This is a genomic window from Thiorhodococcus fuscus (assembly GCF_042682685.1).
Taxonomy (GTDB): domain Bacteria; phylum Pseudomonadota; class Gammaproteobacteria; order Chromatiales; family Chromatiaceae; genus Imhoffiella; species Imhoffiella fuscus.
Genome location: NZ_JBHUHX010000059.1, coordinates 99,517 through 124,772, shown reverse-complemented (window position 1 = coordinate 124,772; position 25,256 = coordinate 99,517). Strand labels below are relative to the sequence as shown.

General features: G+C 65.4%; 23 protein-coding genes. 11 read left to right on the top strand and 12 right to left on the bottom strand.

Annotated elements, in window-relative coordinates:
- The 10 genes from ACFSJC_RS18810 to ACFSJC_RS18765 all read right to left on the bottom strand — a co-directional run.
- On the bottom strand, positions 1–182 hold a 182-nt coding region (locus ACFSJC_RS18810), incomplete at its 3' end, for a hypothetical protein (RefSeq protein ID WP_386028738.1).
- A gap of 88 nt (positions 183–270) precedes the next feature.
- Positions 271–939 carry a (5-formylfuran-3-yl)methyl phosphate synthase gene (locus ACFSJC_RS18805; RefSeq protein ID WP_386028737.1) on the bottom strand — a complete coding sequence of 223 codons (669 nt, stop codon included), beginning with the start codon at positions 937–939 and terminating at the stop codon, positions 271–273.
- Positions 936–1,505: a DUF447 domain-containing protein gene (locus ACFSJC_RS18800; RefSeq protein WP_386028736.1), complete on the bottom strand. Its 570-nt coding sequence runs from the start codon at positions 1,503–1,505 to the stop codon at positions 936–938. Before ACFSJC_RS18800 ends, ACFSJC_RS18805 begins: the two co-directional genes overlap by 4 nt.
- A gap of 17 nt (positions 1,506–1,522) precedes the next feature.
- On the bottom strand, positions 1,523–2,116 hold the full coding sequence (locus ACFSJC_RS18795) for a flavoprotein (RefSeq protein ID WP_386028735.1): 594 nt from the start codon (positions 2,114–2,116) through the stop codon (positions 1,523–1,525).
- Between the two features lie 12 nt (positions 2,117–2,128).
- Positions 2,129–4,093, bottom strand: a complete 1,965-nt coding sequence (locus ACFSJC_RS18790) for a sigma-54-dependent Fis family transcriptional regulator (protein WP_386028734.1) — start codon at positions 4,091–4,093, stop codon at positions 2,129–2,131.
- Positions 4,094–4,473: 380 nt separating this feature from the next.
- Positions 4,474–4,779 carry a hypothetical protein gene (locus tag ACFSJC_RS18785; RefSeq protein ID WP_386028733.1) on the bottom strand — a complete coding sequence of 102 codons (306 nt, stop codon included), beginning with the start codon at positions 4,777–4,779 and terminating at the stop codon, positions 4,474–4,476.
- 215 nt (positions 4,780–4,994) lie between these two features.
- The gene (locus ACFSJC_RS18780) at positions 4,995–6,164 is read right to left on the bottom strand and encodes a Fic family protein (protein WP_386028732.1); all 1,170 of its coding nucleotides are present in this window, start codon (positions 6,162–6,164) and stop codon (positions 4,995–4,997) included.
- A 98-nt stretch (positions 6,165–6,262) separates the two neighbouring features.
- A complete protein-coding gene (locus ACFSJC_RS18775; RefSeq protein WP_386028731.1) occupies positions 6,263–7,033 on the bottom strand; it encodes an ABC transporter ATP-binding protein in 771 nt (256 codons plus the stop codon).
- Positions 7,034–7,073: 40 nt separating this feature from the next.
- The gene (locus tag ACFSJC_RS18770) at positions 7,074–7,835 is read right to left on the bottom strand and encodes an ABC transporter permease (RefSeq protein WP_386028730.1); all 762 of its coding nucleotides are present in this window, start codon (positions 7,833–7,835) and stop codon (positions 7,074–7,076) included.
- A complete protein-coding gene (locus tag ACFSJC_RS18765) occupies positions 7,832–8,833 on the bottom strand; it encodes an ABC transporter substrate-binding protein (protein WP_386028729.1) in 1,002 nt (333 codons plus the stop codon). The genes ACFSJC_RS18770 and ACFSJC_RS18765 overlap by 4 nt, the downstream gene beginning before the upstream one ends.
- A 242-nt stretch (positions 8,834–9,075) precedes the next feature.
- Here ACFSJC_RS18765 and ACFSJC_RS18760 point away from each other — a divergent pair, with 242 nt between their 5' ends.
- From ACFSJC_RS18760 to amt, 10 genes are all read left to right on the top strand, one after another.
- The gene (locus ACFSJC_RS18760) at positions 9,076–10,017 is read left to right on the top strand and encodes a quinoprotein relay system zinc metallohydrolase 2 (protein ID WP_386028728.1); all 942 of its coding nucleotides are present in this window, start codon (positions 9,076–9,078) and stop codon (positions 10,015–10,017) included.
- A 116-nt stretch (positions 10,018–10,133) separates the two neighbouring features.
- Positions 10,134–11,051: a LysR family transcriptional regulator gene (locus ACFSJC_RS18755; protein ID WP_386028727.1), complete on the top strand. Its 918-nt coding sequence runs from the start codon at positions 10,134–10,136 to the stop codon at positions 11,049–11,051.
- Between the two features lie 190 nt (positions 11,052–11,241).
- Positions 11,242–12,903, top strand: a complete 1,662-nt coding sequence (locus tag ACFSJC_RS18750; protein ID WP_386028726.1) for an OFA family MFS transporter — start codon at positions 11,242–11,244, stop codon at positions 12,901–12,903.
- 240 nt (positions 12,904–13,143) lie between these two features.
- On the top strand, positions 13,144–14,013 hold the full coding sequence (locus ACFSJC_RS18745) for a quinoprotein dehydrogenase-associated SoxYZ-like carrier (RefSeq protein ID WP_386028725.1): 870 nt from the start codon (positions 13,144–13,146) through the stop codon (positions 14,011–14,013).
- 83 nt (positions 14,014–14,096) lie between these two features.
- Positions 14,097–14,585, top strand: coding sequence for a formate dehydrogenase subunit gamma (locus ACFSJC_RS18740; RefSeq protein ID WP_386028724.1), 489 nt, complete (start codon positions 14,097–14,099; stop codon positions 14,583–14,585).
- The gene (locus ACFSJC_RS18735; RefSeq protein ID WP_386028723.1) at positions 14,582–16,135 is read left to right on the top strand and encodes a formate dehydrogenase beta subunit; all 1,554 of its coding nucleotides are present in this window, start codon (positions 14,582–14,584) and stop codon (positions 16,133–16,135) included. Before ACFSJC_RS18740 ends, ACFSJC_RS18735 begins: the two co-directional genes overlap by 4 nt.
- Before the next feature lie 72 nt (positions 16,136–16,207).
- Positions 16,208–19,072, top strand: coding sequence for a formate dehydrogenase subunit alpha (gene fdhF / locus ACFSJC_RS18730; protein ID WP_386028722.1), 2,865 nt, complete (start codon positions 16,208–16,210; stop codon positions 19,070–19,072).
- 35 nt (positions 19,073–19,107) lie between these two features.
- The gene (fdhD, locus tag ACFSJC_RS18725; protein ID WP_386028721.1) at positions 19,108–19,956 is read left to right on the top strand and encodes a formate dehydrogenase accessory sulfurtransferase FdhD; all 849 of its coding nucleotides are present in this window, start codon (positions 19,108–19,110) and stop codon (positions 19,954–19,956) included.
- A 25-nt stretch (positions 19,957–19,981) separates the two neighbouring features.
- The gene (locus ACFSJC_RS18720) at positions 19,982–20,221 is read left to right on the top strand and encodes a formate dehydrogenase subunit delta (RefSeq protein WP_386028720.1); all 240 of its coding nucleotides are present in this window, start codon (positions 19,982–19,984) and stop codon (positions 20,219–20,221) included.
- A gap of 192 nt (positions 20,222–20,413) precedes the next feature.
- Positions 20,414–22,672: an ammonium transporter gene (gene amt, locus ACFSJC_RS18715; protein ID WP_386028719.1), complete on the top strand. Its 2,259-nt coding sequence runs from the start codon at positions 20,414–20,416 to the stop codon at positions 22,670–22,672.
- 53 nt (positions 22,673–22,725) lie between these two features.
- On the opposite strand, the gene ACFSJC_RS18710 is transcribed toward amt, so the two are convergent.
- The gene (locus tag ACFSJC_RS18710) at positions 22,726–23,055 is read right to left on the bottom strand and encodes a c-type cytochrome (RefSeq protein ID WP_386028718.1); all 330 of its coding nucleotides are present in this window, start codon (positions 23,053–23,055) and stop codon (positions 22,726–22,728) included.
- Between the two features lie 48 nt (positions 23,056–23,103).
- Positions 23,104–23,490, bottom strand: coding sequence for a hypothetical protein (locus tag ACFSJC_RS18705; RefSeq protein ID WP_386028717.1), 387 nt, complete (start codon positions 23,488–23,490; stop codon positions 23,104–23,106).
- 534 nt (positions 23,491–24,024) lie between these two features.
- On the opposite strand from ACFSJC_RS18705, the gene ACFSJC_RS18700 reads away from it, so the two are divergent.
- Entirely contained in the window at positions 24,025–25,221 is a 1,197-nt protein-coding gene (locus ACFSJC_RS18700; RefSeq protein WP_386028716.1) for an ABC transporter substrate-binding protein, read from the top strand.
- Positions 25,222–25,256 lie beyond the last annotated feature (35 nt).

Genomic DNA, 25,256 nt, shown 5'->3' with positions numbered 1-25,256 from the left:
ATGAAGTTGGCATAGCGGGGCTTGAAGCTGAACTTTGAATCGGGTTGGCCGGGCTTGGCGTAGATCATCTCTGTCTCTCCTGTGCTGCTCTTATTGCCATCTGGCTGTTTGTCGTAGTCGGGTTTTTCATGGGAGCAATTGGAGTGCCAGAGCACCGAGCCTGGAGTGGCCGAGGTTGCCATGCCTTGGCTGCGCCAGGCTCGCAACAGAGTGTCACCAGAGGATTGTTTCTTACTGCGCCGTTCGGGGCCGAGGCGAGATTCGAGCGGTCTACAGGGCGGCGCGGATCTCGGTTAGGCGCTCGGGGACCAGTCGTTCGACCCGCCGACCGGCCGCGCACAGCGCGCCTCGGAAGCCGAGATAGCTGGGGGCGAGCGGCAGGAGGTGCGGGATGTCTTCCTGGCGCAGGGATCCGGCGAGTCCGCTCATGAGACCGAGCTGCTTGGCACGCTCGACGAAGCGTCGCAGGGAATCGGTGTCGAGATGGTCGAGCAGTCGTCCGCGCGACTTGTCGGCGGTGTCGAGCATGACCCCGGCGCACCCGGCTGCGGCGAAGCGGGCGGGATCGGTATTGGCGGTCGGGCGATCGGCAAAGAGGACGGCGACGATGCGCCAGGTGGCGGGCAGATCGGCGACGACCGGGAGACAGGCGTCGAGATGCCGCTCGGAGAAGAAGCCGATCTTGATGAAGTCGACGCCGGTAGCGGCGGTGGCGCGGATCGCCGCGTCGGTCGTTTCCGGATCGGGCGGCAGATCGCCGATCGTGGCGCTGACCGGGCGGCGTCCTCCGACCTGGGCCAGGATGCGCTGGATATCCGCCAGGCTCAGCGCGCCAAGCGCACCCCGAACGGGATCCTTCAGGTCGATCAGATCCGCGCCGCCTTGGATCGCCAACTCGGCCTCGTCGGCATCGGTGACGCTCGCCAGCAGGCGGGTCATGCCCCCGCTTCCATGAGGGCCTTGCGCTGGGTGACATGGTCCATCAGCCAGTTCCATGCCTCCTGCTCGCGCGGACCGGCGGTCTTCTCGACGGCCGTGAGCAGATAGGCCATCTCCTCCACCACCTTCTGGAACGGCAGTCGTTCCAGACGACTGACCAGGATGGCCAACTCCAGCACGGCCGACTGGGCGCGGTTGAATCCCTGGAAGGGGCGGTGCGTCTCCTCGTGGAGGACGCGACAGAGCAGACGCGGCCGAATCTCGTCCTCTTCCAGGTCGAGCAGTTCGAGCTCGGTGTGGGCCAAGGCGTCACGCAGACGGGGAGTGTCGATGCGGGTGCTGTCCATGAGCGGCCAATCGCGCCGCCCGGTCAGGCAGCCGGCGAACACGCGCACGTCGTCGGTGTAATTGACGGTAGCGTGCCGAGTCTGGAGCAGGTTTTCCAGCGTTCTGGACGGTCGAAAGGGAGAGATCACGAGGAAATCCTCGCGGCGGCGAATGCCCATAGGGGCGATGTGCGGTTCGCCCAACGGGTCGATTGTCGTGACGATGACTTCTTGGATCACGGGCGTTTGGCTCTCGCTTAAGGTTGGTCTGGATGCTTGATGGTCTCGGGACGCGTGTGTCCGTGGGATTCGTTTCGGTCTGGCGGCGATTCCAGCGCGGTTTTGAGCTCGGCGAAGCTGTCGACGATCTGGGTGTACTCGAAGGTTCGCAGACGTTCGACGTTTTCGAGGTCGATGCGGCGTGGGTAGACCATCACCTGACCGCTCGGTGCCTCGGTCTCCATCGCGGGTGCCGTGTCGCAGGCGAAGACGAGGCTTGGGATGCGGCATTTGCCGGCCTGGGCGTAGATGTTGGTCACCAGCGAGTCCGAGATGCCGCACACCATTTTGGCCACAGTGTTGGAGGTGGCGGGGGCCACCACCAGCCGCGAGTAATGTCCCTTGTAGAAGAGGCCGACCGGCGAGGCGCTGGCGGTGGTGTCGCGAAAGCAGGTCATACGTTCGCGCAACGCCTTGAGGTCATGTCCGTACATGGCCATGACCTCAGCTCCGGCTCGGCTGAGGAACAGGTCGACATCTTCGCGCTGCGCCAGCAGTTCGAGACATTCGTTCAGGTAATGCCCCGAGCCGGTGATGGCCCAGGCCAGGCGGGGCGTCTCGGGCGGAGTCATCGCGCTCGCCAGTCAACGTGCCGGATTGATTCCATAGCGTTTCATCCGTCGGTAGAGTGTGTTGCGGCTGAGTCCGAGGTTTTTGGCAACCAGGCTGACGTTCCAATGGGCGCCTTCCAGGACCTTCAGCAGGGCATCGCGTTCGGCGACCGCCAGTGCGTTGAACTCGGGTGCCGGGATGTCGCCCTGGGCCGATTCGTGCGCCGGGTGGCGGATCTCGTCGGGCAGGTCGCGCATCCGCACGTAATGATCCTCGCAGAGCGCGGTGACCGCGCGCAGCACGTTGCGCAACTGGCGCAGATTGCCTGGCCACTGATAGGCGACCATGTGCTCCAGGGCGGCTGGCTCCCATTCGAGTTGAACGTTCTCGCCGGCCTCTTCTTGGGCGACCCGGAGGATGAGTTCGCGCCGGTCGGCGCGGTCGCGTAGGGCTGGGATCTGGATGGAGATGCCGTGGATGCGGTAGTAGAGGTCCTCGCGGAATTTGCCCTCGGCGATGAGGCCGCGCACGTCGCGATGGGTTGCGCTGATCAGCTGGATGGAGACCGGAATCGGCTTGTCGCCGCCGAGCGGTACGACGGTGCGGTCTTCCAGTACGCGCAGCAGACGGGCCTGCAGATGAATCGGCATGTCGCCGATCTCGTCGAGGAAGAGCGTGCCGCCGTCGGCTTGGAGGATCTTGCCCCGGTTGCCGTCGCGGCTCGCCCCGGTGAAGGCTCCGGCCTTGTAGCCGAACAGCTCGCTCTCGATCAGCGACTCGGGCAGCGAGGCGCAGTTGAGGGCGACGAATGGCTTGTCGCTGCGGGCGCTGGACTGGTGCATGGCGCGGGCGAAGACATCCTTGCCGACACCGGTCTCGCCGAACAGCATGCAGGGAATGTCTCGGTCGAGGACCTTGCGGATGGTCTCGATGTTGCGCTTCATCCGTGGATCGCCGAAATGCAGTGCGTCGAAGGGGGCGTAGCGCGCGAGACAGGCCTCGGTGCGGAGGTTGGAGGCCGCTCGCCGCTGGATCGGTGCCGGCGTTGGCGCGGAGGTCTTTTCGGGGGGCTGGACTTTGGCGAAGAAGCGGCGTTCCGAGTGGGTTTCGATGATGGGGAAGGCCGGGCAACTCTGGGAGTGGGCGCGCTTGAGCAGCATCGGCAGAGAGATGGTGAAGAGCTCCTGGATTTCCTGACCGACGATCTGTTGCGGCGACTCGAGCCCCATCTGGAACATGACGCTACGGTTGGCGGCCAGGACGCGACCCTCCGGGGTGAAGGCGATGAGCCCTTCGCCAAGCGTGCCGAGGAACTCGGCCCGGCTGTGACATCGGAAGACGTAGGCATCCTTCAAGGCGCAGAAGAAGACCCGGTTCTCGATCATCTGTGCCGACATGTTGAGCAGCACCATGGTGTGCTTTTGGGCCAGCTTGGCCTCGCTTGAGGCATCCAGGATCGCCAGTACGTTGCCGTGCGGATCGAAGATGGGTGCCGCCGCGCAGGTGAGGTTGGCGTTGCGTGTCAGATAGTGCGCGGCCTTGTGAACCACCAACGCCTTCTTCTCCACCACGCAGGTGCCGATGCCGTTGGTGCCCTGGGTCCGCTCGTCCCAGACTGCGCCCGTCTGCAGGCAGGCGTTGGCGGCGGTGTCGGTGAACATCGGATCGCCGATGTAGTTGAGCAGCACGCCTTCATTGTCGGTGAGAATGATGGCGTGTCCCGAGCCGGCGAGCTGCTGGTAGAGACTGGTCATCTCGTGGCGGGCGATCTCCAGCAGATGACAGGCGCGATCCTGGCGCTCGCGCAGATCGCCCCGGGGGATGATCACCGGATCCGGGGCATCGATTGGATCGAGCCCGTAACCCGTATAACAACGGTGCCATGAGGCGACCGTGATCTCGTCGAACTGCGAGCAGATCATCTCGTCGCCAGCGATTGCGGCCTTGACCAAGTCCGCATGCTCAGACCCGCTGAGCTGCATGATTGCTTCACCCACGTTCCTCACCTCCTCATTTTAGTGACGGCCCGCTTTGCACGGGTCCGCTCGGATTCCCCATTCTGTAGAGCGCGGGGAATTCATCGATCTATTCTGCTGCGCCTTTTGTCGGGCGAGGCGCATCCGGTGTGGTCGCGACGGTCTTCTCGGCGTTCGCCGGGCCATCTTGGAGTGTCCGTTCATGGGGACGCATGGGCGTTGCGAATTCGCCATGTGCCCTTGCGTTGGGAGCGTGCGCTCCCGGTTCCTAATTAATTGCGATGTATCAAGAGCATAAACTAGCAGGATATCCGAGAAAACTCGCTACCGGAGATCGGGCCGCCGGGCGGTTGCCTGCTTCTACAGGGCGCGCGCAGAGGAGTGTGGCCTTCTAGGCGAGATCAGCGGCCCTTTTCTGCGGGGAAACAGCGCAGCCCGGTGAGCGACTCGAAATCCGCGCACGGCGACATGTAGGAGACGGTGTTATCCGCGTGGATGCGCAACACGTGCCGTCCGCCCTTGGTGCAGGCGACGGCGACCAGTGCCGCTCCGTTCGATCCGGTTCCGAGCGCCCGGGTGCGTTCGATTCCTTGGCAGGGTCCTCCGAATCGTGAGATGGCGGCCTGGAACAGCCGCTCGGCCAGTTGCTGCCCCGTCGGCAGGGCCGGGGGCGTGAGTGCGGCCAGTAATAGTGTGACGCCGAACATTGGGGCTCTCTTGCGCTGTCTCGCGTTGGACGCGGCTTTCGGGGATCGCAGGTCCCTCGTTGGATTCATCGATGAACCACCTCGCTCTGTATGAGCGCGCCGAGTGTGTCGGTGCCCGACCCTATCCCGGATGCGGTGTCAGCGCAATCCTGGTGTGTACTGGTGCGGCGGCGAGGTTTGGTGGTGCCTCCTGGATTTCGCTGCGCTGCCCCGGGCTACGGGGTCGAGGGCGGATCCGTGCCCTCGCCAAGGATGGCCAGGTAGCTTCGGTAGGCGAATACACGTCCACGTCGACGGCCCGTCACCTCCTCGACGATTCCGAGACGCTGGAGATCCAATAGCGCGGCGTTGATGGTCGGGGCCGAGAGCCCGGTTCGAGTCACGAGTACGTTGGCCGTGAGGTAGGGGCTCTGTTGGAGGAGGTCGTGGACTCGCAGGGCAGAGTTGACCCGGTCGCCGCTTGCGGCGATGCGCTCGCGATCATCCTTGAATAGCTCGACGATACGCGTTGCCGCATCGAACGCCTGATTGGCGGTTTCGGCGACGCCGGTCAGGAAGAATTCGAGCCATGGCTCCCAGGCACCCTGTTCTCTGACTTCCTGAAGCAGCCGGTAATAGTCGGTTCTGTGACTTTTCAGGTAGAGGCTGAGATAGAGAAGCGGTTTGCGTAGCACGCCATGCGTGCAGAGATAGAGCGTGACCAGCAGGCGTCCGATGCGTCCGTTGCCGTCTAGGAAGGGATGAATCGTTTCGAACTGCACGTGCATGAGCCCTGCCTTTATGAGCGCCGGGAGCCGTGAATCCTCTTCGTGCATGAAGCCTTCGAGCGCATTGAGACAGGCGTCCAGCTCGGTCGTGGGCGGTGGGACGAACAGGGCGTTTCCGGGACGTGTGCCGCCGATCCAGTTCTGTGAGCGCCTGAATTCGCCTGGGTTCTTGGTGCCACCGCGCCCCCCCTTGAGCAGTTTGGCGTGGATCTCGCGGATGAGCCGAAGTGACAGAGGCAAGTGCTCCAGGCGTTCGAGGCCATACATCATGGCGTCGACATAGTTCGAGACCTCTCGGATATCGTCGATCGGCTGGCCGGCTTGTGCCTCGGCTTCGAAGCGCAGGAGGTCCGATAGGGTGGATTGGGTTCCCTCGATCTGCGAGGACAGTACGGCTTCCTTGCGCACATACATGTACAGGAACAGTTCCTGGCGCGGTAGCAGGATGGTGATGCCGTCGAGTCGCCCCAAGGCGCGCTCCGCAGCGCTCAGATGATGGAGGAGGCTGAGCACGTCGATCGGCGGATTCGGCGGCAGCGCTGGTGGAATGAATGCGCTAACGATCTCGCCAGCGACGGGGGATTCGATAAAACGGCCAAGGCGGGTTGGTTCGGGCATGCTGATGGGGTGCCTACATCTGATTTCGCTCTTTATTTAAGTAATAGCGGTTTTTTTTAATTAACGTCAATGCCAATTTAAGTCCGCTTTACTACGGCTCATACGTAGAGGCGCTCGAAGCGGGATCGGATTTCGGTGTGGCGCTGCTCGGTCGCGGTTGCGTTCAGGCGCTCGGTGCGGGGAATGCCAACCGGGATTTCGGCGATGAGTCTGGCGGGGTTGCTGGAGAGGCAGAGGATGCGATCGGCGAGCATGGTGGCCTCGCGCAGGTCGTGGGTGACGAAGAGGATGGTGGGGCGGGTGTGGTCCCAGATCTGGATTAGGAGTTGCCGCAACTGCTGGGCGGTGGGTGCGTCGAGCGAAACGAATGGCTCGTCCATCAAGAGCAGTCGTGGTTGCACGGCGAAGGCGCGGGCGAGCGCGGCGCGGCGTTGCATGCCGACCGAGAGGCGATTGGCGTGCAGCTCGGCGAATCCGGTCAGCCCGGTGAGCGCGAGCAGGTCGTCGACCTGGCGGCGCGGGTGCGCCCGTTCGTTCAGCACCAGTTCGATGTTCTTGCGCAGCGTGAGCCAGGGCAGCAGGCGCGGATTCTGGAAGACATAGCCGAGCCGAGGGGGTTGGTCGGAGCGCGCGTCGGACCAGGCGATGCGGCCCTCGAAATCCTCGTCCAGACCGGCGACGAGCTGGAGCAGGGTCGTCTTTCCGCATCCCGATGGACCTATGACCGCGACGACCTCCCCGGGCCGCAAGGCGAATCTCAACCCCTCCAGTACGATCCTGAGCCGATGGCTCTCCGGGTCGGCGAAGCATTTGCGCGCGATCTCGATCTCGACCAGCGGCGGGCATTGGGTGAGTTGTTCTCTGGGCATGGCGACTCGTTGCGGACGTCTCGATCCAGGCGCCGTCGGATCAACGCCGCCAGCGATTGGCGAGACGTTCGAGCGGTTGGAGGAGTGCATATTCGATCCCCAGCATGACCAGGATGAAGGAGAGGCTGTAGGCCAGTATTCCGGTGACGTCGAAGAGCTGGAAATAGGTGTGGAGCATGAAACCGATGCCGTCGTTGCGTCCCAGCAGCTCGACGACCAGCACGATCTTCCAGATGAGCGCCAGCCCCGAGCGCGCGGCGACGGCGATGTAGGGCAGCAGTTGGGGGAGGGTCACGTAGACCAGCGTCTTGCGCCAGCCGAGCCGGAAGCTCTGGGCCATCTCGCGAAAGTCCGGGTCCAGCGTGCGCGCGCCCTCGCGCAGGATGACCATGACGTTGGGGATCTTGTTGAGCGCGATGGCGATGACGGCGGTGGTCTCGTTGAGCCCGAACCAGACGAAGGCGAGGATGATGATGACCAGCGCCGGGATGTTGAGCAGCAGGATGAGCCAGGGATCCAGGATGGCGTTCAGCGTCTTGAATCGGCCCATGAGGCTGCCGAGCGTGCCGCCGACCAGCATGGCGATGACGAAGGCGAGCGTCACGCGGCGCAGCGTGGCGCCGAGATGTTCGAGCAGGTCGCCGTCGACGACGGCTGTCCGGGCGAACTCGAATACCGCGAGCGGCGTCGGGAGCAGATTGCTTTGCGCCTGCCAGGCGCCCCACTGCCAGAGCAGAATCAGGCAGAGCGCCGAGGTCAGGCTCAGTGCGAGCGGGTGGCGATCCGGCCGGGGCAGGGTCAATCCGTGGCCCCTTCCCAGAAGGTTCCGGGCGCGAGCCGGGCGGCCTTGCCGACCAGTGCCTCGCCGCCGGTCGCGCGCAGGATCTCGAACAGGTGCTCGGCGGCGGCGCGTTCCGCCTTGCCCCAGCGTTTGGGGATGCCGGCCCGATAGCCGTCGCGGAGCGCGATGAAGGTCGCCTCGTCATCGACGCCCATCAGCGGGCGCAGGGCCTGCCATTCGGCGTCGGATTCGGCCAGACGCGACTTGGCGCGGGCGACGGCGCGGAAGAATCCGTCGGTCGTCTCGCGGTGCGACTTGGCCCAGTCCTCGTCGAAGACGTAGCCGATCATGGGCACCTCGGCCTGGATGCCGAGTTCTGACATGGCCTCGCGTGCGTCCATCAACGGACGGTAGCCGACCGCGCTCAGACGGGCGGCATAGGGCCAGTGGGTGATGACGGCGTCCAGGCGGTCCTGCTGGATCTGTGCGTTCAGGAGCGGCGGCGCGCCGTAGACGGGGTCGACCTGGCTCGCGAGATCCAGGCCGGAGCGCTGGCGGGCGAGGGCGCGCAGCAGGAGCCAGTTCTTGTCGAGCGGTCCCCCGGCGACGCCGATGCGGTGGCCCGCGAGGTCGGCGAGCGATCCGATGTCCGATCCGCTCGGCACCATCAGCGCGCCGATGGCCGTCGAATAGGGGACGAAGCTGTATGGTCGGCCCGCATCGCGCTGGCGCGAGACCCAGATCCAGTCGGTGACCGCCATGTCCGCGTCTCCCCCCATGAGCGCGACCAGCGTCGCCTGGGGACCGGCGAAGACGCTCGGTTCCAGGCTGAAGCCCTCGGCGCGGTCGAAACCGTTGCGGCGGATGACGTCCGCCTCCCAGGACAGGGTGCCGAATTTGAGGACCGCCAGCCGGACCGTGCCGTCGGCGAGGATCGGCGGCGAAGGCGCAAGCAGGGTCAGGGCAAGCGCGGCGAAGCGGATCCAGCGCATCGGTCCGAGGGGCCGTGTGTGTGACATGACAATGGGCATCTCAACTCCTGTTCGAGGGTTGGTCCGTCGTCCGGAGTTCGGGCCGCTCGTCCGATCGCTGGTCCGCACTTTGCTTCCGGAGTCGTGAGAACACCGATGGTGCGTCCTACAAGCAAAATGGGGGCCATTGATCGTCGATTTGAACGTCGCCACTGCCTGAAAGAACCTGGATTTCGCTGCGCTGCATCCAGGCTACGCGGTGCGGTTCCCACCTGCTGGAGATGCGACTGTTGATCCCCGTTCAGTTCCGGCGAGCCAACCTGGCCGGCCTCTTCGCCACCGTCGCTGCGCTCTGGTCCGCGTTCGCGCTGGCGGTCGATCCATTGCCGGTAAGCGAGATCGCGCCCGGTGTCTTCTCCCACGCCGGCGTGCAGGAGGATGCCTCGGCGTCCAATCATGGGCGCATCGCCAATCTGGGCTTCATCGTCGGGACCGAGCGGGTTGCCGTGATCGACACCGGCGGCTCGCTCGAAGAAGGGCTGGCGCTGCGCGCGGCGGTGCGTCGGGTGACGGATCTGCCGATCGCCTATGTGATCCTGACCCATGTCCATCCGGACCACATCCTGGGGGCTGCGGCCTTCGAGCAGGATCGGCCCGCGTTCGTCGGCCATGCCAATCTGCCCGACGCCATGGCCCGTCGGGGCGAGGGCTATCTCGTCCGTGCGAGGGATACCTTGGGACCGATCGCCGAGGGCAGCCGTCTGGTGGCGCCGAGCCGGACGGTTGCGGACCGGACCGAACTGGATCTCGGTGGTCGGGTGCTGGAACTGCGCGCCTATCCGACCGCCCACACCAATGCCGATCTGACGGTCTACGATCGGCGCACGGATACCCTCTGGTTGTCCGATCTGCTCTTCGTCGAGCGCATTCCGGCCCTGGACGGCAGCCTGCTCGGCTGGTTGAGCGTCTGCGATGCGCTGATGGCGTTCCCGGCCCAGCGGGTCGTTCCGGGGCATGGTCCGGTGCCGGCCGACTGGCGTGCTGCCCTGGCCGAGCAGCGGCGCTATCTCGACGCACTGGCGCAAGGCGTCCGTCGGCTGATCCGTGCGCGCGGGACGATCGAGCAGGCGGTCGTCGAACTCGGGCGCGAGAACCCCGGACACTGGCTGCTGTTCGACGCCTATCAGGGGCGCAACGTCACAGCCGCCTTCGTCGAGCTGGAGTGGGAGTAGGGGTCGATGCCTTCGATCTGGATCGGGAATCCCATGCCGCTGTTGCAGATTTGGTGGATGCGTTCGGGCGCTGTCTCGGGATCGGCACAGAGGATTCGTCGGGGAGTCGCTCGCGCATGATCGCGCGCAAATATCTCTATCTCATCGCGCTGGCCCGCGAGCGGCACTTCGGACGGGCCGCAGCGGCCTGCCATGTCTCACCGTCGACACTGTCGGCGGCGATTCGCGATCTGGAGACCGAACTCGGGGTGGCCGTCGTCGAGCGCGGTCAGCAGTTCTCCGGACTGACGCCCGAGGGGCGGTGTGTGCTCGATTACGCCCAACGCGCGGCGGCCAGCGCGGCCGATCTGCGCCAGGAGCTGGCTCGGTTGCGCGATGGTCTGTCCGGGCGGATGCGGCTCGGCGTGATCCCGACCGCGCTGACCGTGGTCGCCTCGCTGACCTCGCGGTTCGCGCTGCGCCATCCGCTCGTCTGTACCGAGGTGCTCTCGCTCAGCACGGACGAGATCCTGGCCCGTCTGCGTTCCTTCGAGCTCGATGCCGGGATTCTTTACTCCGCCTCGGCCGAGGAAACGGATCTGGTGCGCACGCCGCTGTGCGAGGAGGACCATGTGCTGCTCGCCCCGCTCGGAGGCGCCATCGGCGAGCGCGAGGCCATCAGCTGGCGCGAGGCTGCGGCGCTGAACCTCTGTCTGCTGACGCCGGACATGCAGAACCGGCGCACCATCGACGAGGTGTTCCACTGTCAGGATTGCCGTCCGAACGTGACCCTGGAGACCAACTCCATCGTCTCGCTGCTGGCCCACGTCTGCTCGGGCGCCTGGTGCAGCATCGTGCCGCGCTCGGTGCTGGAGCTGATCGGCGTGCCGGACGGGGTCAAGGCGCTGGAGCTGATCGCGCCGCGTCTGACCTGGCAGATCTCACTGGTCGCGATGGCGCGCGAGCCGCGTTCGCCGATGGTGGAGGCGCTGTTCGCCGAGGCCGTCGGCCCCTTCTGTCGCCATGCCGCCGAGGCGGGCCGCGCCTCGGGCTGATCGCTGGCGTTCGGTTCGGACGAACGGCCGTTCGGTTTTTTTCGTTGTTCACCGGATCGTCACCTCCGCTAGTCTCGGTCGCGACGCGGGATTCACAGAGGCACACGAAAAAGCCCGGTATCCCGCCGACCGGTTTGACCGGTCGGTCGTCGTCGATCTGGTGACAGATGCATCCAACAGGAGGATTCCCATGACCGCAACGCCTATCGCTGTGCCGGCCGGCCCCGGCCTGCTCGCGCTCGAACGGACCATCGCCCGACCGGGCTTCAATCGCTGGCTGGTCCCCCCGGCTGCGCTCGCCATCCATCTCTGCATCGGCATGGCCTACGGCTTCTCGGTGTTCTGGCTGCCCTTGTCCAAGGCGGTCGGCATCACGGCACCGATCGCCTGTCCGGCCGACATGGGCTTCTTCGCCCAGGTCTTCGCGACGGGCTGCGACTGGAAGATCTCCATGCTCGGCTGGGTCTACACGCTCTTTTTCGTCTTCCTCGGCTGCTCGGCGGCCATCTGGGGCGGCTGGCTGGAGCGTGCCGGTCCGCGCAAGGCCGGGGTGGTGGCCGCCTTCTGCTGGAGCGGCGGTCTGGCGATCTCGGCGGTCGGCATCATGACCCATCAGATCTGGCTGCTGTGGCTCGGATCCGGCGTGATCGGCGGCATCGGACTCGGGCTCGGCTACATCTCTCCGGTGTCCACGCTCATCAAGTGGTTCCCGGACCGTCGCGGCATGGCGACCGGCATGGCGATCATGGGTTTCGGCGGCGGCGCCATGATCGGCGCGCCGCTGGCCGATCGGTTGATGCGCCACTTCGCGACCGAGACCTCGGTCGGCGTCTGGGAGACCTTCCTCTGTCTGGCGGCCATCTATTTCGTCTTCATGATGGCGGGCGCGCTCGGCTACCGGGTGCCGCCGCCGAACTGGAAGCCGGCCGGCTGGACTCCGCCTGCCGGCGCCGCCGAGAAGGCGATGATGACCAGCCGTCACGTCCATCTCGACAAGGCCTGGCGCACGCCCCAGTTCTGGCTCGTCTGGTCGGTGCTCTGTCTGAACGTGACCGCCGGTATCGGCATCATCGGTATGGCCTCGCCACTGCTGCAGGAGGTGTTCGCCGGACGTCTGATCGGGGTCGAGGCGACCTTCAACGAGCTGACCGCCGTCCAGAAGACCGAGATCGCGGCGGTCGCGGCCGGCTTCACCGGGCTGCTGTCGCTGCTCAACATCGCCGGGCGCTTCTTCTGGGCCTCGCTCTCCGACAAGCTCGGGCGCAAGCTGACCTATTCCATCTTCTTCCTGCTCGGCTGCGCGCTCTACGCGGCCATCCCCTCGACCGCCGCAGCCGGGACGCTGGCGCTCTTCGTGCTCTGTTTCTGCGTGATTCTCTCGATGTACGGCGGCGGCTTCGCCACGGTGCCGGCCTATCTGGCCGATATGTTCGGCACCCAGATGGTCGGCGCCATTCACGGTCGGCTGCTGACCGCCTGGGCCACGGCCGGCATCCTCGGGCCGGTGATCGTCAACTACATCCGCGAGTACCAGCTCGACCAGGGCGTCGCCCGCGCCGATGCCTACACCATGACCATGTACATCCTGGCCGGGATTTTGGTGCTGGGCTTCATCTGCAACGCGCTGATCCGCCCGGTCGCCGAGCAGCACTGCATGAGCGACGAGGAGCTGGCCGAGGAGAAGCGTCTCGCCGATGACACGCACCAGCATTTCGCCCAGGACGTTTCGGCCCTGGCGCAGGAGGCGACCCATTCGGGCAAGGTGCTGCTGGCCTGGACGGTGATCTGGATCCCGCTCGTCTGGGGGATCTGGATGACGGTGAAGAAGACGCTGGTGCTGTTCGGGGTCTGATGGCCGGATAGCTGGCATCGATCTTGGAGGCGACCGATAGAGCGCGGCCGAAGTCGCCTGCCTTTCGCGGCGCTCCACCCGGGCGACAGAAAGGCGGTCCGTCGCCCGGATGGAGCGAGAGCGCAATCCGGGGATACCGCCGGGTCGGTCCTGGCGAGGTTCGATTGGACGGGCCGCTCGGACGAGATGCCGGTTCCCTCGGCCGTTCAACCGGGGTGCGCCCTGTTTCAGAGGTGACGGATGCGAATCCAGACTGTTCCAGAATCGGCACAGGATCCTTGGGCCTGGGAGGTGAGCCGGCTCAGGCTGCTGCTGCTCGTCGTGCTCCTCGGTCTCGGCTCCGTCGCGCTGGCCGAGCCTGCGTCCGAGTCCGACCAGCAGGCGCATTGGCAAGAGATCCGGTCGGCCCTGTTCGGCGACCGCCAGATCCGGGATGCCGACGGTGTGATCGCGCTGGAGACGCCCTATCGCGCGCTCGATGCGGCGGTGGTGCCGATCGAGATCAAGGCGACCTTCGCGCAGACGCCTGAGCGCTACATCAAGGACGTGCATCTGGTCATCGACATGAATCCGGCCCCGGTCGCGGGCGTCTTCCACTTCACCGGTGATCGTCCCTGGAGCAGCCTGGCGACCCGGGTGCGGATCGACAGCTACAGCCATGTCCGGGCGATTGCCGAGACCAACGACGGCGAGCTCTATATGGCGGCCAATTTCGTCAAGGCGTCAGGCGGCTGCTCGGCGCCCTCATCGAAGGATCCGGCCGCCGCCGAGGCCGACCTCGGGCGGATGAAGGTGCGGTGGTCGGAGCGCGTCGAGGCGGGCGAACCGCTCGCGCTGCAACTGCTGATCCGCCATCCCAACAGCTCGGGCCTGCAGTTCGACCAGATCGCGCGGCGCTACATCCCGCCCGACTATCTGCTGGAGATCGAGATGGACTATGCCGGCCGGCCCTTGCTGCGCCTGGACGGCAATATCTCCATCAGCGAGGATCCGAGCATCCGTCTGACCTTCGTTCCGGACCAGCTGGGCGATCTGGCGGTGCGGGCCAGGGATTCGACCGGTCGGACCTTTTCAGAACGTTTTTCCGCCCCGGTCGCCAATGGCGGCTGATTCGTCTCGCGCTCGCGGGTCGGCCTGGTGAAACCGGGGCGCCCAATTCGAACCGCGTACCGACCTTTGAAGGAGAACGCCCCATGTCGACTGCTTCGTCCATCGATCTGGATGCCATTCAGGGCATCGTGCGCGAGAAGGCGTCCCTTCCGGGCGCCCTGCTTCCGATTCTGCACGCGATCCAGGGACGGACGGGCTGGGTGCCGGAGGAGGCCGTTCCTCTGATCGCCGACGCGCTCAACCTCTCGCGCGCCGAGGTGCAGGGCGTGCTGGATTTCTACCACGACTTCCGACGCGAGCCGCCGGGCCGCCACATCGTCCAGATTTGCCGCGCCGAGTCCTGCCAGGCGATGGGTTCTCAGACGCTGGAGGCCCATGCCAAGGCGAGCCTGGCAGTCGACTTTCATCAGACGACCAGCGATGGGGCCATCAGTCTGGAGCCGGTCTATTGTCTGGGCAATTGCGCCTGTTCGCCGGCCATTCGGATCGACGACGAGGTGTTCGGTCGGGTCGATTCGAGTCGGTTCGATAGGCTGGTGGATGGGCTGCGAGCCGAGGAGGTGTCTGCATGAGTCTGCGTATCTTCGTTCCCATCGATTCGAGCGCGCTCTCGGTCGGCGCCGAGTCGGTCGCTCAAGCGATCCGGGCCGAGGCCGAGCGTCTGGGTGTCGCCATTGAGTTGGTGCGCAACGGCTCGCGCGGTCTCTTCTGGCTGGAGCCGCTGGTCGAGGTCGAGACCCCGGCCGGGCGTATCGCCTATGGCCCGGTCACGCCGTCCGACGTGCCCGATCTCTTCGCCTCCGGGTTCCTGAACGGACGTCCGCATCGGCTCGGGCACGGCCTGACCGAGCACATCCCCTATTTCGCCGGACAGGAGCGTCTGACCTTCGCCCGAGTCGGGGTCTGCGATCCGCTCTGTCTCGAAGCCTACCGGGCGAACGGAGGTTTTGGCGGACTGGAACGTGCGCTCGCCATGTCGTCGGTCGAGCTGGTCCAGGAGGTCACGGAATCGGGGCTGCGCGGTCGCGGCGGCGCGGCCTTCCCGACCGGCGTCAAATGGCGCACGGTGCTGGAGGCCGAGGCGCCGCGCAAGTATGTCGTCTGTAACGCCGACGAGGGCGATTCCGGCACCTTCTCCGACCGTATGCTGATGGAGGGCGATCCCTTCTGTCTGATCGAGGGCATGACCATCGCCGCGCTGGCGGTCGGCGCCACCCAGGGCTACATCTACAGCCGCTCCGAATATCCGCATGCCTTCCGCACGCTCCAATGCGCCATCGCCAAGGCGCGTGATGCCGGTCTGCTGGGGCCGGACGTGCTGGGCTCGGGCCATGCCTTCGAGCTGGAGGTGCGGATGGGCGCCGGGGCCTACATCTGCGGCGAGGAGACCTCCATGCTGGAGAGCCTGGAGGGCAAGCGCGGGCTGGTGCGCTTCAAGCCGCCTCTGCCGGCCATCTCCGGTCTGTTCGGCATGCCGACTGTCATCAACAACGTCATGAGCCTGGCGTCCGTGCCCATCATCCTGTCCAAGGGCGCGGCCTTCTATCGCGACTACGGTGTCGGGCGTTCGCACGGGACCCTGCCGTTCCAGCTCGCCGGCAACATCCGTCACGGTGGCCTGGTCGAGAAGGCGTTCGGCCTGACCCTGGGCGAGTTGCTCTACGACTACGGCGGCGGCTCGGCCAGCGGGCGGCCGATCCGCGCGGTGCAGGTCGGCGGGCCGCTCGGCGCCTATGTCCCCGCGTCACAGTTCGATGTGCCGCTCGACTATGAGGCGTTCAGCCAGATGGGCGCCATGATCGGTCACGGCGGAATCGCCGCCTTCGACGACCGTGTCGACATGGCCCGGATGGCGCGCTACGCCATGGAGTTCTGCGTCATCGAGTCCTGCGGAAAATGCACGCCCTGCCGCATCGGCTCCCAGCGCGGGGTCGAGGTGATCGACCGCATCATCGCCAACCAGGAGCGCGCCAAGAATCTCGCCCTGCTCGATGCGCTGTGCGACACCATGATCAAGGGCTCGCTCTGCGCCATGGGCGGCATGGCGCCCTATCCGGTGCTCTCGGCGGTGAAGCACTTCCCGGAGGATTTCGGGATCGGCGAATCGGCTCAGGCCGCATGATTGCGTTCCCACGCTCGGCGTGGGAACCAGCGGAGAAGAACAACGCGGGCTCGGCTCGCTGGAGTAAGACCCATGTCCCTGCATCGTGACCACGACTACGGAACCCCGGCCCGCATCAGCGAGCATTGGATCGACCTCAACATCGACGGCCTGCCGGTTTCGGTGCCCGAGGGCACCTCGGTCATGCGCGCGGCGGAGGAGCACGGAATCCGTATTCCCAAGCTCTGTGCGACCGACAGCATCGAGCCCTTCGGCTCCTGCCGCTTGTGCCTGGTCGAGATCGAGGGACGGCGCGGCTATCCGGCCTCCTGCACCACGCTGGCCGAGGCCGGCATGGAGGTGCGCACCCAGTCTCCCGAGCTGATGGAGCTGCGCCGCAACATCATGGAGCTCTATATCTCGGACCATCCGCTCGACTGTCTGACTTGCGCGGCTAACGGCAACTGCGAGTTGCAGGATATGGCCGGCGTCGTGGGTCTGCGCGAGGTGCGCTATGGCATGCAGGGCGAGAATCACTTCGATGCCGAGTCGGCGCGTCCCAAGGACACCTCCAATCCCTATTTCACCTTCGATGCCGCCAAGTGCATCGTCTGCAGCCGCTGCGTGCGCGCCTGCGAGGAGGTGCAGGGGACCTTCGCCTTGACCATCTCGGGTCGCGGTTTCGAGTCCCGTGTCGCGGCCGGTCAGGACGAGCCCTTCATGACCTCCGAGTGCGTCTCCTGCGGGGCTTGCGTCCAGGCATGCCCGACCGCGACCCTGATGGAGAAATCTGTCATCGAGATGGGCCAGGCGGAACAGTCGGTCGTCACCACCTGCGCCTATTGCGGCGTCGGCTGCGGCTTCAAGGCCGAGGTCAAGGGCAACCAGGTGGTGCGCATGGTGCCCTGGAAGAACGGTCAGGCCAATCACGGTCATTCCTGCGTCAAGGGCCGCTTCGCCTGGGGCTATGCGACCCACCCGGACCGCATCACCACGCCCATGATCCGCAAGAGCATCCAGGATCCCTGGCAGCCGGTGAGCTGGGAGGAGGCGCTGAGTTACGCCGCCTCCGAATTCAAGCGCATCCAGGCCAAATACGGGCGCGGCGCGGTCGGCGGCATCACCTCCTCGCGCTGTACCAACGAGGAGACCTATCTGGTCCAGAAGCTGGTGCGCGCCGCTTTCGGCAACAACAACGTCGATACCTGCGCGCGGGTCTGTCACTCGCCGACCGGGTACGGACTCAAGCAGACCCTGGGCGAGTCGGCCGGGACCCAGACCTTCGATTCGGTGCTCGCCGCCGATGTCGTCATGGTCATCGGTGCCAACCCGACCGACGGACACCCGGTCTTTGCGTCCCAGCTCAAGCGGCGTCTGCGCGAGGGCGCGCGGCTGATCGTGGTCGATCCGCGCGGCATCGATCTGGTGAAGAGCCCGCACATCCAGGCCGACTACCACCTCAAGCTGCTGCCGGGAACCAATGTCGCCATTCTGGACGCCCTGGCGCACGTGGTGGTGACCGAGGGATTGGTCGACGAGGACTTCGTCGCTTCGCGCTGCGAGGTCGACTCCTTCGCCGCCTGGCGCGATTTCGTGGCCTTGCCGGAGAACGCGCCCGAGGCACTGGAGGCGACCATCGGCGTGCCGGCCGAGCAGGTGCGCGGTGCGGCGCGACTGTTCGCCGAGGCGGGAAACGCGGCCATCTATTACGGGCTCGGCGTCACCGAGCACAGCCAAGGTTCGACCGCCGTCATGGGTATCGCCAACCTGGCGATGGCGACCGGAAACATCGGTCGGCTGGGTGTCGGGGTGAATCCGCTGCGCGGTCAGAACAACGTCCAGGGCTCCTGCGACATGGGTTCCTTTCCGCACGAGCTGCCCGGTTACCGCCATGTCTCGGACGCCGCGACACGGGCGCTGTTCGAGGGCGAATGGGGCGTTCAACTCGACCCCGAGCCGGGTCTTCGCATCCCCAACATGTTCGAGGCCGCGCTCGACGGCAGCTTCAAGGGGCTCTATTGCGAGGGCGAGGACATCGTCCAGTCCGACCCCAACACCCAGCACGTACAGGCCGCGCTTTCGGCCATGGAATGTCTGGTGGTGCAGGACATCTTCCTCAACGAGACCGCCAAGTTCGCGCACGTCTTCCTGCCCGGCTCCAGCTTCCTGGAGAAGGACGGCACCTTCACCAATGCCGAGCGACGCATCTCCATGGTGCGCAAGGTGATGCCCCCGCTCGGCGGCAAGGCGGACTGGGAGGTGACGGTGGCGCTGGCGAACGCACTTGGTTATCCGATGGAGTACGGCCATCCCTCCGAGATCATGGACGAGATCGCGCGTCTGACGCCGACCTTCCACGGCGTGAGCTACGCGCGCATCGATGCCCTCGGCAGCATCCAGTGGCCCTGTAACGAGACGCAGCCGGGCGGCACGCCCATCATGCACGTCGACGCCTTCGTGCGCGGCAAGGGCCGGTTCATGGTGACGCGCTACATTCCGACCGACGAGCGGGTCAACCAGCGTTTCCCGCTGTTGCTGACCACCGGGCGCATCCTCAGTCAGTACAACGTCGGCGCCCAGACCCGACGCACGCCCAACGTCGAGTGGCACGGCGAGGATCGCATCGAACTCCATCCGCACGACGCCGAGGAGCGCGGTATCGGCGAGGGCGATTGGGTCGGCGTCAGCAGCCGCGCCGGCGAGACGGTGCTGCGCGCGACCATCACCGAGCGGGTGCAACCGGGGGTGGTCTATACCACCTTCCACTTCCCGGAGTCCGGCGCCAACGTCATCACCACCGACAATTCGGACTGGGCGACCAACTGCCCCGAGTACAAGGTGACGGCGGTACAGGCGGTGAAGGTCGATCAGCCATCCGAGTGGCAGGAGCGCTATCGTCGGTTCACCAAGGCGCAGCTGGATCTGCTGCCGCGCAAGCGCAAGCGCGAGGCGGTCTAGACCGGAATTGCTTCAAACAAACGAGAACCTTTTTCATGGAATGTCACGTGCCACAGCCTCCCGAGGATCGCGAGCCGATCGAGCACTGGCCCGATCGGTGCGAGGTCGAGGTTCGGCAGTTCGATGGTGGCCAGGTCTCGGTACGCGCCGATCGGGTGATCGAGGAGACCCCGATCGCCCTGGTCTACAACTGCGTCTCGCATGCCGTGATGCTGGCGACACCGACCGACCTCATCGACTTCGCGCTCGGTTTCAGTCTGACCGAGGGCATCCTGCGTTCGGCCGATGAGATGCTGGACTGCGACCCGGTCCAGGTTGGAGATGAGGGGATCGAGATCCGGCTCTCCATCTCCGGCTGGCGCTTCGCCGAACTCAAGGAGCGTCGCCGGACCCTGTCCGGCAAGACCGGCTGCGGACTCTGTGGTGTCGAGAGCCTCAAGGCGGTCGCTCAGCCGGTGCGACGGGTGTCGTCCGTTTGCCCGCTGGAGCCTGGCGCCATCGTGCGCGCGCTTGCCGATCTGCCGTCCCATCAGTCCCTTTTTCGAGCCACCGGCGGCGGCCATGCTGCGGCTTGGGTCGATGTCGGCGGGCGGGTCGATCTGGTGCGCGAGGACGTGGGCCGGCACAACGCGCTCGACAAGCTCATCGGCGCGCTCCATCGGCGCGGCTTCAGACCCCACGAGGGGTTCGTCATCTGCACCAGCCGGGCGAGTTTCGAGATGGTCCAGAAGACCATGAGCGCGGGGATCGGTCTGTTGGTCGCCGTCTCCGCCCCGACCGGTGCGGCGGTGCGCTTGGCGGGTGAGGTGGGCATGACGCTGGTGGGCTTCGCTCGCGGCGAACGGATGCTGGTCTACACCCACCCGGAACCCATCCTGAGCTGAAACCGCTCCCCATTCGGAGGTAACCGTGGACATCCAAAATCTAGTCAAGATGGCGAATCAGATCGGCAATTTCTTTGCGGCCTGGCCCGATCGCCAGCTGGGTCGCGACGAGATCGCCAGTCATTTCGAGCGATTCTGGGACCCGCGAATGCGCGCGCAGATCATTGCTCACGTCGAGAGCACTGGCGGGGAAGGGCTCGAAGGGATCGTCGTCGAGGCGATCGCCCAGCTGAAGGTGCCGCACTCGGTCGAACCGTCCCACTGAGCAGCTCCGTGGCTGTGGGCATGCGTGTCGATGCCCGCTCGGGTCGGCCGATTGTGTGGCGGCATGGGCTGGTGTTGAACGGCGAGGCTCGCATTCGATCCCAATGTGCAATCGGCTATGCAATTTCGGCTGCACGAGACTGATAAACTTGCCGGCCCGTTTCTAGACATTGCGTCGTGGCCCGAGTCTTTCATGTTCGTTGGTATCGCTCTGCTGTTGGTCCTCTTCTCTCTCCCCGTGCATGCATCACCCCTCACGCTGGATAGCGTTAGCGCAAGACTCGACCTGATCTGGGTCCTGGTCTCCGCCGGTTTGGTGTTTCTGATGCAAGCGGGCTTCACTGCACTGGAGTCCGGCCTGGTCCGGGCGAAGAACAGTTACAACGTCGCGATCAAGAACATCAGCGACTTCCTGGTGGCGGTCATCCTCTATTGGCTGATCGGCTTCGCGCTGATGTTTGGCTCCAGCCAGAACGGCTGGATCGGTCTGGGGGGCTTCAATGGGTCGCTGCTCTCGGGGCCGAGCGACTACGCCTTCTTCCTGTTCCAGGCCACCTTCGTGGGTACGGCGGCGACCATCGTCGCCGGGGCGGTCGCCGAACGCATGAAGTTCAACGCCTATCTCATCATCTCGGCGATGATCAGCGCCTTCATCTATCCGGTCTCGGGCCATTGGGCCTGGGGCAATGCCTTCTCGGATACAGCATCGGGCTGGCTGGGTACGATGGGGTTCATGGACTTCGCCGGCTCCACCGTGGTGCATTCGGTGGGCGGCTGGATCGCGCTTGCCGGGGTGCTGGTCCTGGGGCCGCGACGGGGACGCTTCGACGAGCACGGCAGGGCGCAGGAGATCCCCGGCCACAATCTGCTGCTGGCGACCCTGGGCGTCTTTCTCCTCTGGCTGGGCTGGTTCGGTTTCAATGGCGGTAGTGCGCTGGCAGCCGATAGCTCAGTCCCCAAGATCATCCTCAATACCGTGCTGTCGGCCTCCGCTGGCGGCTTGGCGAGTCTCCTGCTCGCGCTGGTGCTCGACCATGGTCAGGTGCCGGTCGGCAAGGTGCTCAACGGGACACTCGGTGGTCTGGTCGCGATCACCGCAGGCTGTGCCGTCGTCGAGCCTGGGAACGCGCTCTGGATCGGGATGGTCGGCGGGCTGCTGGTGTTCGGCGCGGAGGCCGTTCTGCTCCACGGCTTCAAGATCGACGATCCGGTGGGGGCGATTGCGGTCCATGGCTTCGGTGGTGTGTGGGGCACGCTCTCGCTGGCCCTGTTCGCGGCCCCGGAGTCTCTCTCGACCGGAGGACACCTGTCCCAGCTTTGGGTGCAGCTGGTGGGCGTGGTCAGCATCTTCGTGTGGGCCTTCGGCTCCGGCTTGTTGGTGTTCCTGGGGCTACGTCTATTCCATGACCTGCGTGTGTCGCCCGAGGAAGAGGAGGAGGGGCTCAACGTGGTCGAACATGGTGCACGCACCGTCTGGCTCGACACCATGCGCACCATGAATCGGATCGTCGAGAGTGGGGATCTGTCGTTGCGCGCCCCGGTCGAGCATGCGACCGAGGCCGGCGAGACCGCCCGCGCCTTCAACCAGATGCTCGACAAGTTCCAGGACAGCATTCGCTTGATGACCGAGGTCGCGACGCGGGTGCAGGCCGACAGCGATCGGCTCGCCGCCCTGGCCCAGCAGGCCGAGGCCGGGGCTAGCAGTCAGCGCCAGGATGCGGACAAGGCCGCACGCTTCGTCGAGCAGATGCTGGGGCACGCGGGGCTCACGCTGGCGAGCGCCAAGCAGGGGGTGGAGTCGGGACAGCAGGCGCAGCGCCAGGTGATCACCGGCAACGGTCAGATCGAGCGGCTCAACGCACTGGTGGCCGGTCTCGCCTGCGAGCTCGATGGTGCCTCGGGCCTTGCTAGCGAACTCTCCGAGCAGAGCCGCTCGATCGGCGAGATCGTGCACCTGATCCGAGAGATCGCCGAGCAGACCAATCTGCTCGCGCTCAATGCGGCGATCGAGGCGGCGCGTGCAGGGGAGCACGGGCGCGGCTTCGCCGTAGTCTCGACCGAGATCCGTCAACTTGCGAACAAGACGCGGCTTGCCACCGAGGACATCCAGGCGCGGATCGATCGGCTGCAGACCGAGAGTCAGCGCACGACCGATCTGTTGCGTCGCGGCGTGGTGGAGGCCGGCCAGAGCGCGGAGCAGGCCCAGGACACCATGCGCTCACTGGGCGCTGTCGTCGAGGCGGTCGCCTCGATCGCGGAGGTGAACGGTCAGATCGTCGAGGCGGTCGAGCAGCAGTATGCGCTCTCCGAGCAGGTCAACGACCACATCCGGGCCATCCACCGGGTCACTGCGGAGAGCAGCGAGGGCAGTGCCCGGATCAACGAGACTGCCAACGGACTGCGCCAGCACGTCGGTGCGCTCAACACCCGGGTCTCGGGCTTCAGCACCTGAGCGGCGGATCGGGCGCTGACACCCGGTCGTCGTCTGGCTGGCGGTACGGCCGATTATTGGGTCGCCAGCCAGTTCGCAATAACCTGGAATTCCTCGTCGGTGACGCTGCCGACGACGGCTCTCATGGCGACCGAGAGGCCGTTGGTTCGGTTTCCGTCGCGGATGTCCTTCATCTGCTGCAACAGATAACCGGCGTTCTGGCCGGAGAGTTTGGGGTAGGCGGGCAGAACAGGTTCGTTCGGACGCTCGCCGTGACAGGTGTGGCAGATCTTGGCCCGGTAGAGTTCCGCGCCGTCTGCGGCCAGGGATGCGGTGATTGGTCCGATCACCAGACCGGCGGTCAGTAGGGCGCGGCCCAGAATCTTGGTGCGTGTCTCATCCATCGTCGACTCCTCGGTATCTCTTTATCTGTTGTTGTGGGTCCGGCTGGCCTAAAAACAGCGTAGCGTGGATTCGGCCTGGACCTCTTTGAATCGTTCGATCGTCGATTTGGCCCAGGCCGAGTCCCTGAAGGCACCCGCTCGTCCTCCCCCCGGAACCTGCTGCATGCGCATCAGCGTTTCGGCCTTCTCGTATTCGGCGAAGGGGATCTCGGAGACGATCAGATCGAAGCTGCAGGAGCATTTCTGCAGTGTGTCCGCCGATGCGCCATTGGACAGCATGCAGCCGATCACATAGTCGGCGATCGCCTGGGTGGGGTAGGCCGCTCGACCGTTTTCGGTCTGGGGCGCGGCGGCGCCGGTCTCGGTGGCGGCCGAGGTGCCGGCCCAGCCGGTGACGACGGCGGTGAGGATGAGTGCGGTCAGTCTCGGATGCATGGAACCTCGCTCGATGGCATCTTCCGGATCGCGATCCAGCGGTCGGTCGCGCCGGCGTCATTTGGGAATGGCCCCTTCGCCAGACCTCTTCGGGCTGGGGACATCGAAGCCTCTGGCTCGACAGCAAATCACGTGCCTTTCATCGTCAGGTCTGGCTGAAGGCCGGATCGCGCGTTTCGCTCGGTACATGTCGCGCGATCGGGCGGTACGTCTTGAAGGGGACGTCTCGATCGGCGTGTCAGAACTGACACGTTGTGCGTCACTTGGGTCTTCGTTCCTGGCCGGGAGGAACGCGGCTGGGTGCGACAGATGTTCATCACGCGCTGTTGTCGATAAAGCTTCGCAATTGCCATATCGAGCTTGGTGTGTGAGCCACGTGGAGAAACGGCGGCTACGCTGGCTTTTTAGGCGCGGATATTGCCTAGGATCAGGCGCTCGTCGTTTTGGAATGGAAGCCATGCCCCGCGATCGAGGTCGGCATGGTTCTCGGTGCATCCAACACCTAGGAGTCTGACCCTGGCCATGAATCCCGCCATGTCACGTTCGTCCGATTGGATTCGGATCCTTGTCCTGCTCTCTCTGCTTCTGTCGATCGGCTTCGTACAAGCCGAGCCTCTCCGCATCCCCATCGGGCTCATCAGCGCGGAACGCGCCGAGTACATTCCGCTCTCGTCGCTCGAACCGCGTATCGAGGACGAGGGGGTGGAGGGTGCGCGTCAGGGGATCCTCGATAACAACACCACCGGGCGATTCACCGGTCAGTCCTTCGATCTGTTGCCGGTGACGTTGGCCCCCGATCAGTCGCCGAGCGATGTGCTGCGCGACCTGATCCAGCGGGGCGTGCGGCTCTTTCTGGTCGACCTGCCGGAGGCCGATCTCCTGGCGCTGGCCGACCTGCCGGAGGCCGGCGATGCGCTCCTGTTCAACATTGGGGCCATGGACGACGACCTGCGCATCCAGGGGTGTCGCTCCAACCTGCTGCATACGGTGCCGAGCCGTGCGATGCTCGCCGACGCACTGACCCAGTATCTGGCCTGGAAACGCTGGATGCGCTGGTTCCTGGTGGTCGGTCCCCTCCCCGAGGACCGGGCGTTCGGCGCTGCGATCGAGCGTGCCGCCAAGCGTTTCGGCGCCAAGATCGTCGTCCAGAAGCCCTGGACCTTCAAGGCGGGGGCCTCGCGGACCGATTCGGGACATTTCAACGAGCAGCAGCTCGCCAACTCCTTCACCCAGGTCGAGGACTACGACATCCTGCTGGTCGCCGATGAGGCGGATGCCTTCGGGGCCTATCTCGACTACCGCACCTATCGACCCAGGCCCATCGGCGGCACACAGGGGTTGGTGGCGACGGCCTGGAGCGGCGTCATGGAGCAATGGGGTGCGACTCAGTTTCAGCGTCGGTTCCTCGAACGGACCGGACGCTTCATGACGCCGAGAGACTATGCCGCCTGGCTGGCCGTACGCAGTATCGGCGAGGCCGCCACCCGCACCCAGTCGGGTGAGGCGTCGCGGCTGCGTCAGTATGTGCTGGGGCCGGATTTCAAGCTCGCGGCCTTCAAGGGCGTTCCTCTGTCCTTCCGCGATTGGAACGGTCAGATGCGCCAGCCGATCCTCGTCGTCTCGCCGCGAACCCTGGTCTCGGTCTCGCCCCAGGAAGGCTTTCTTCACCAGTTCTCGACCCTCGACACATTGGGCTACGACCGGCCCGAGACCGAGTGCTCGATCCGTTGAGTCCGAACCGTCCCTCGAATTTCCACCATCCCTAT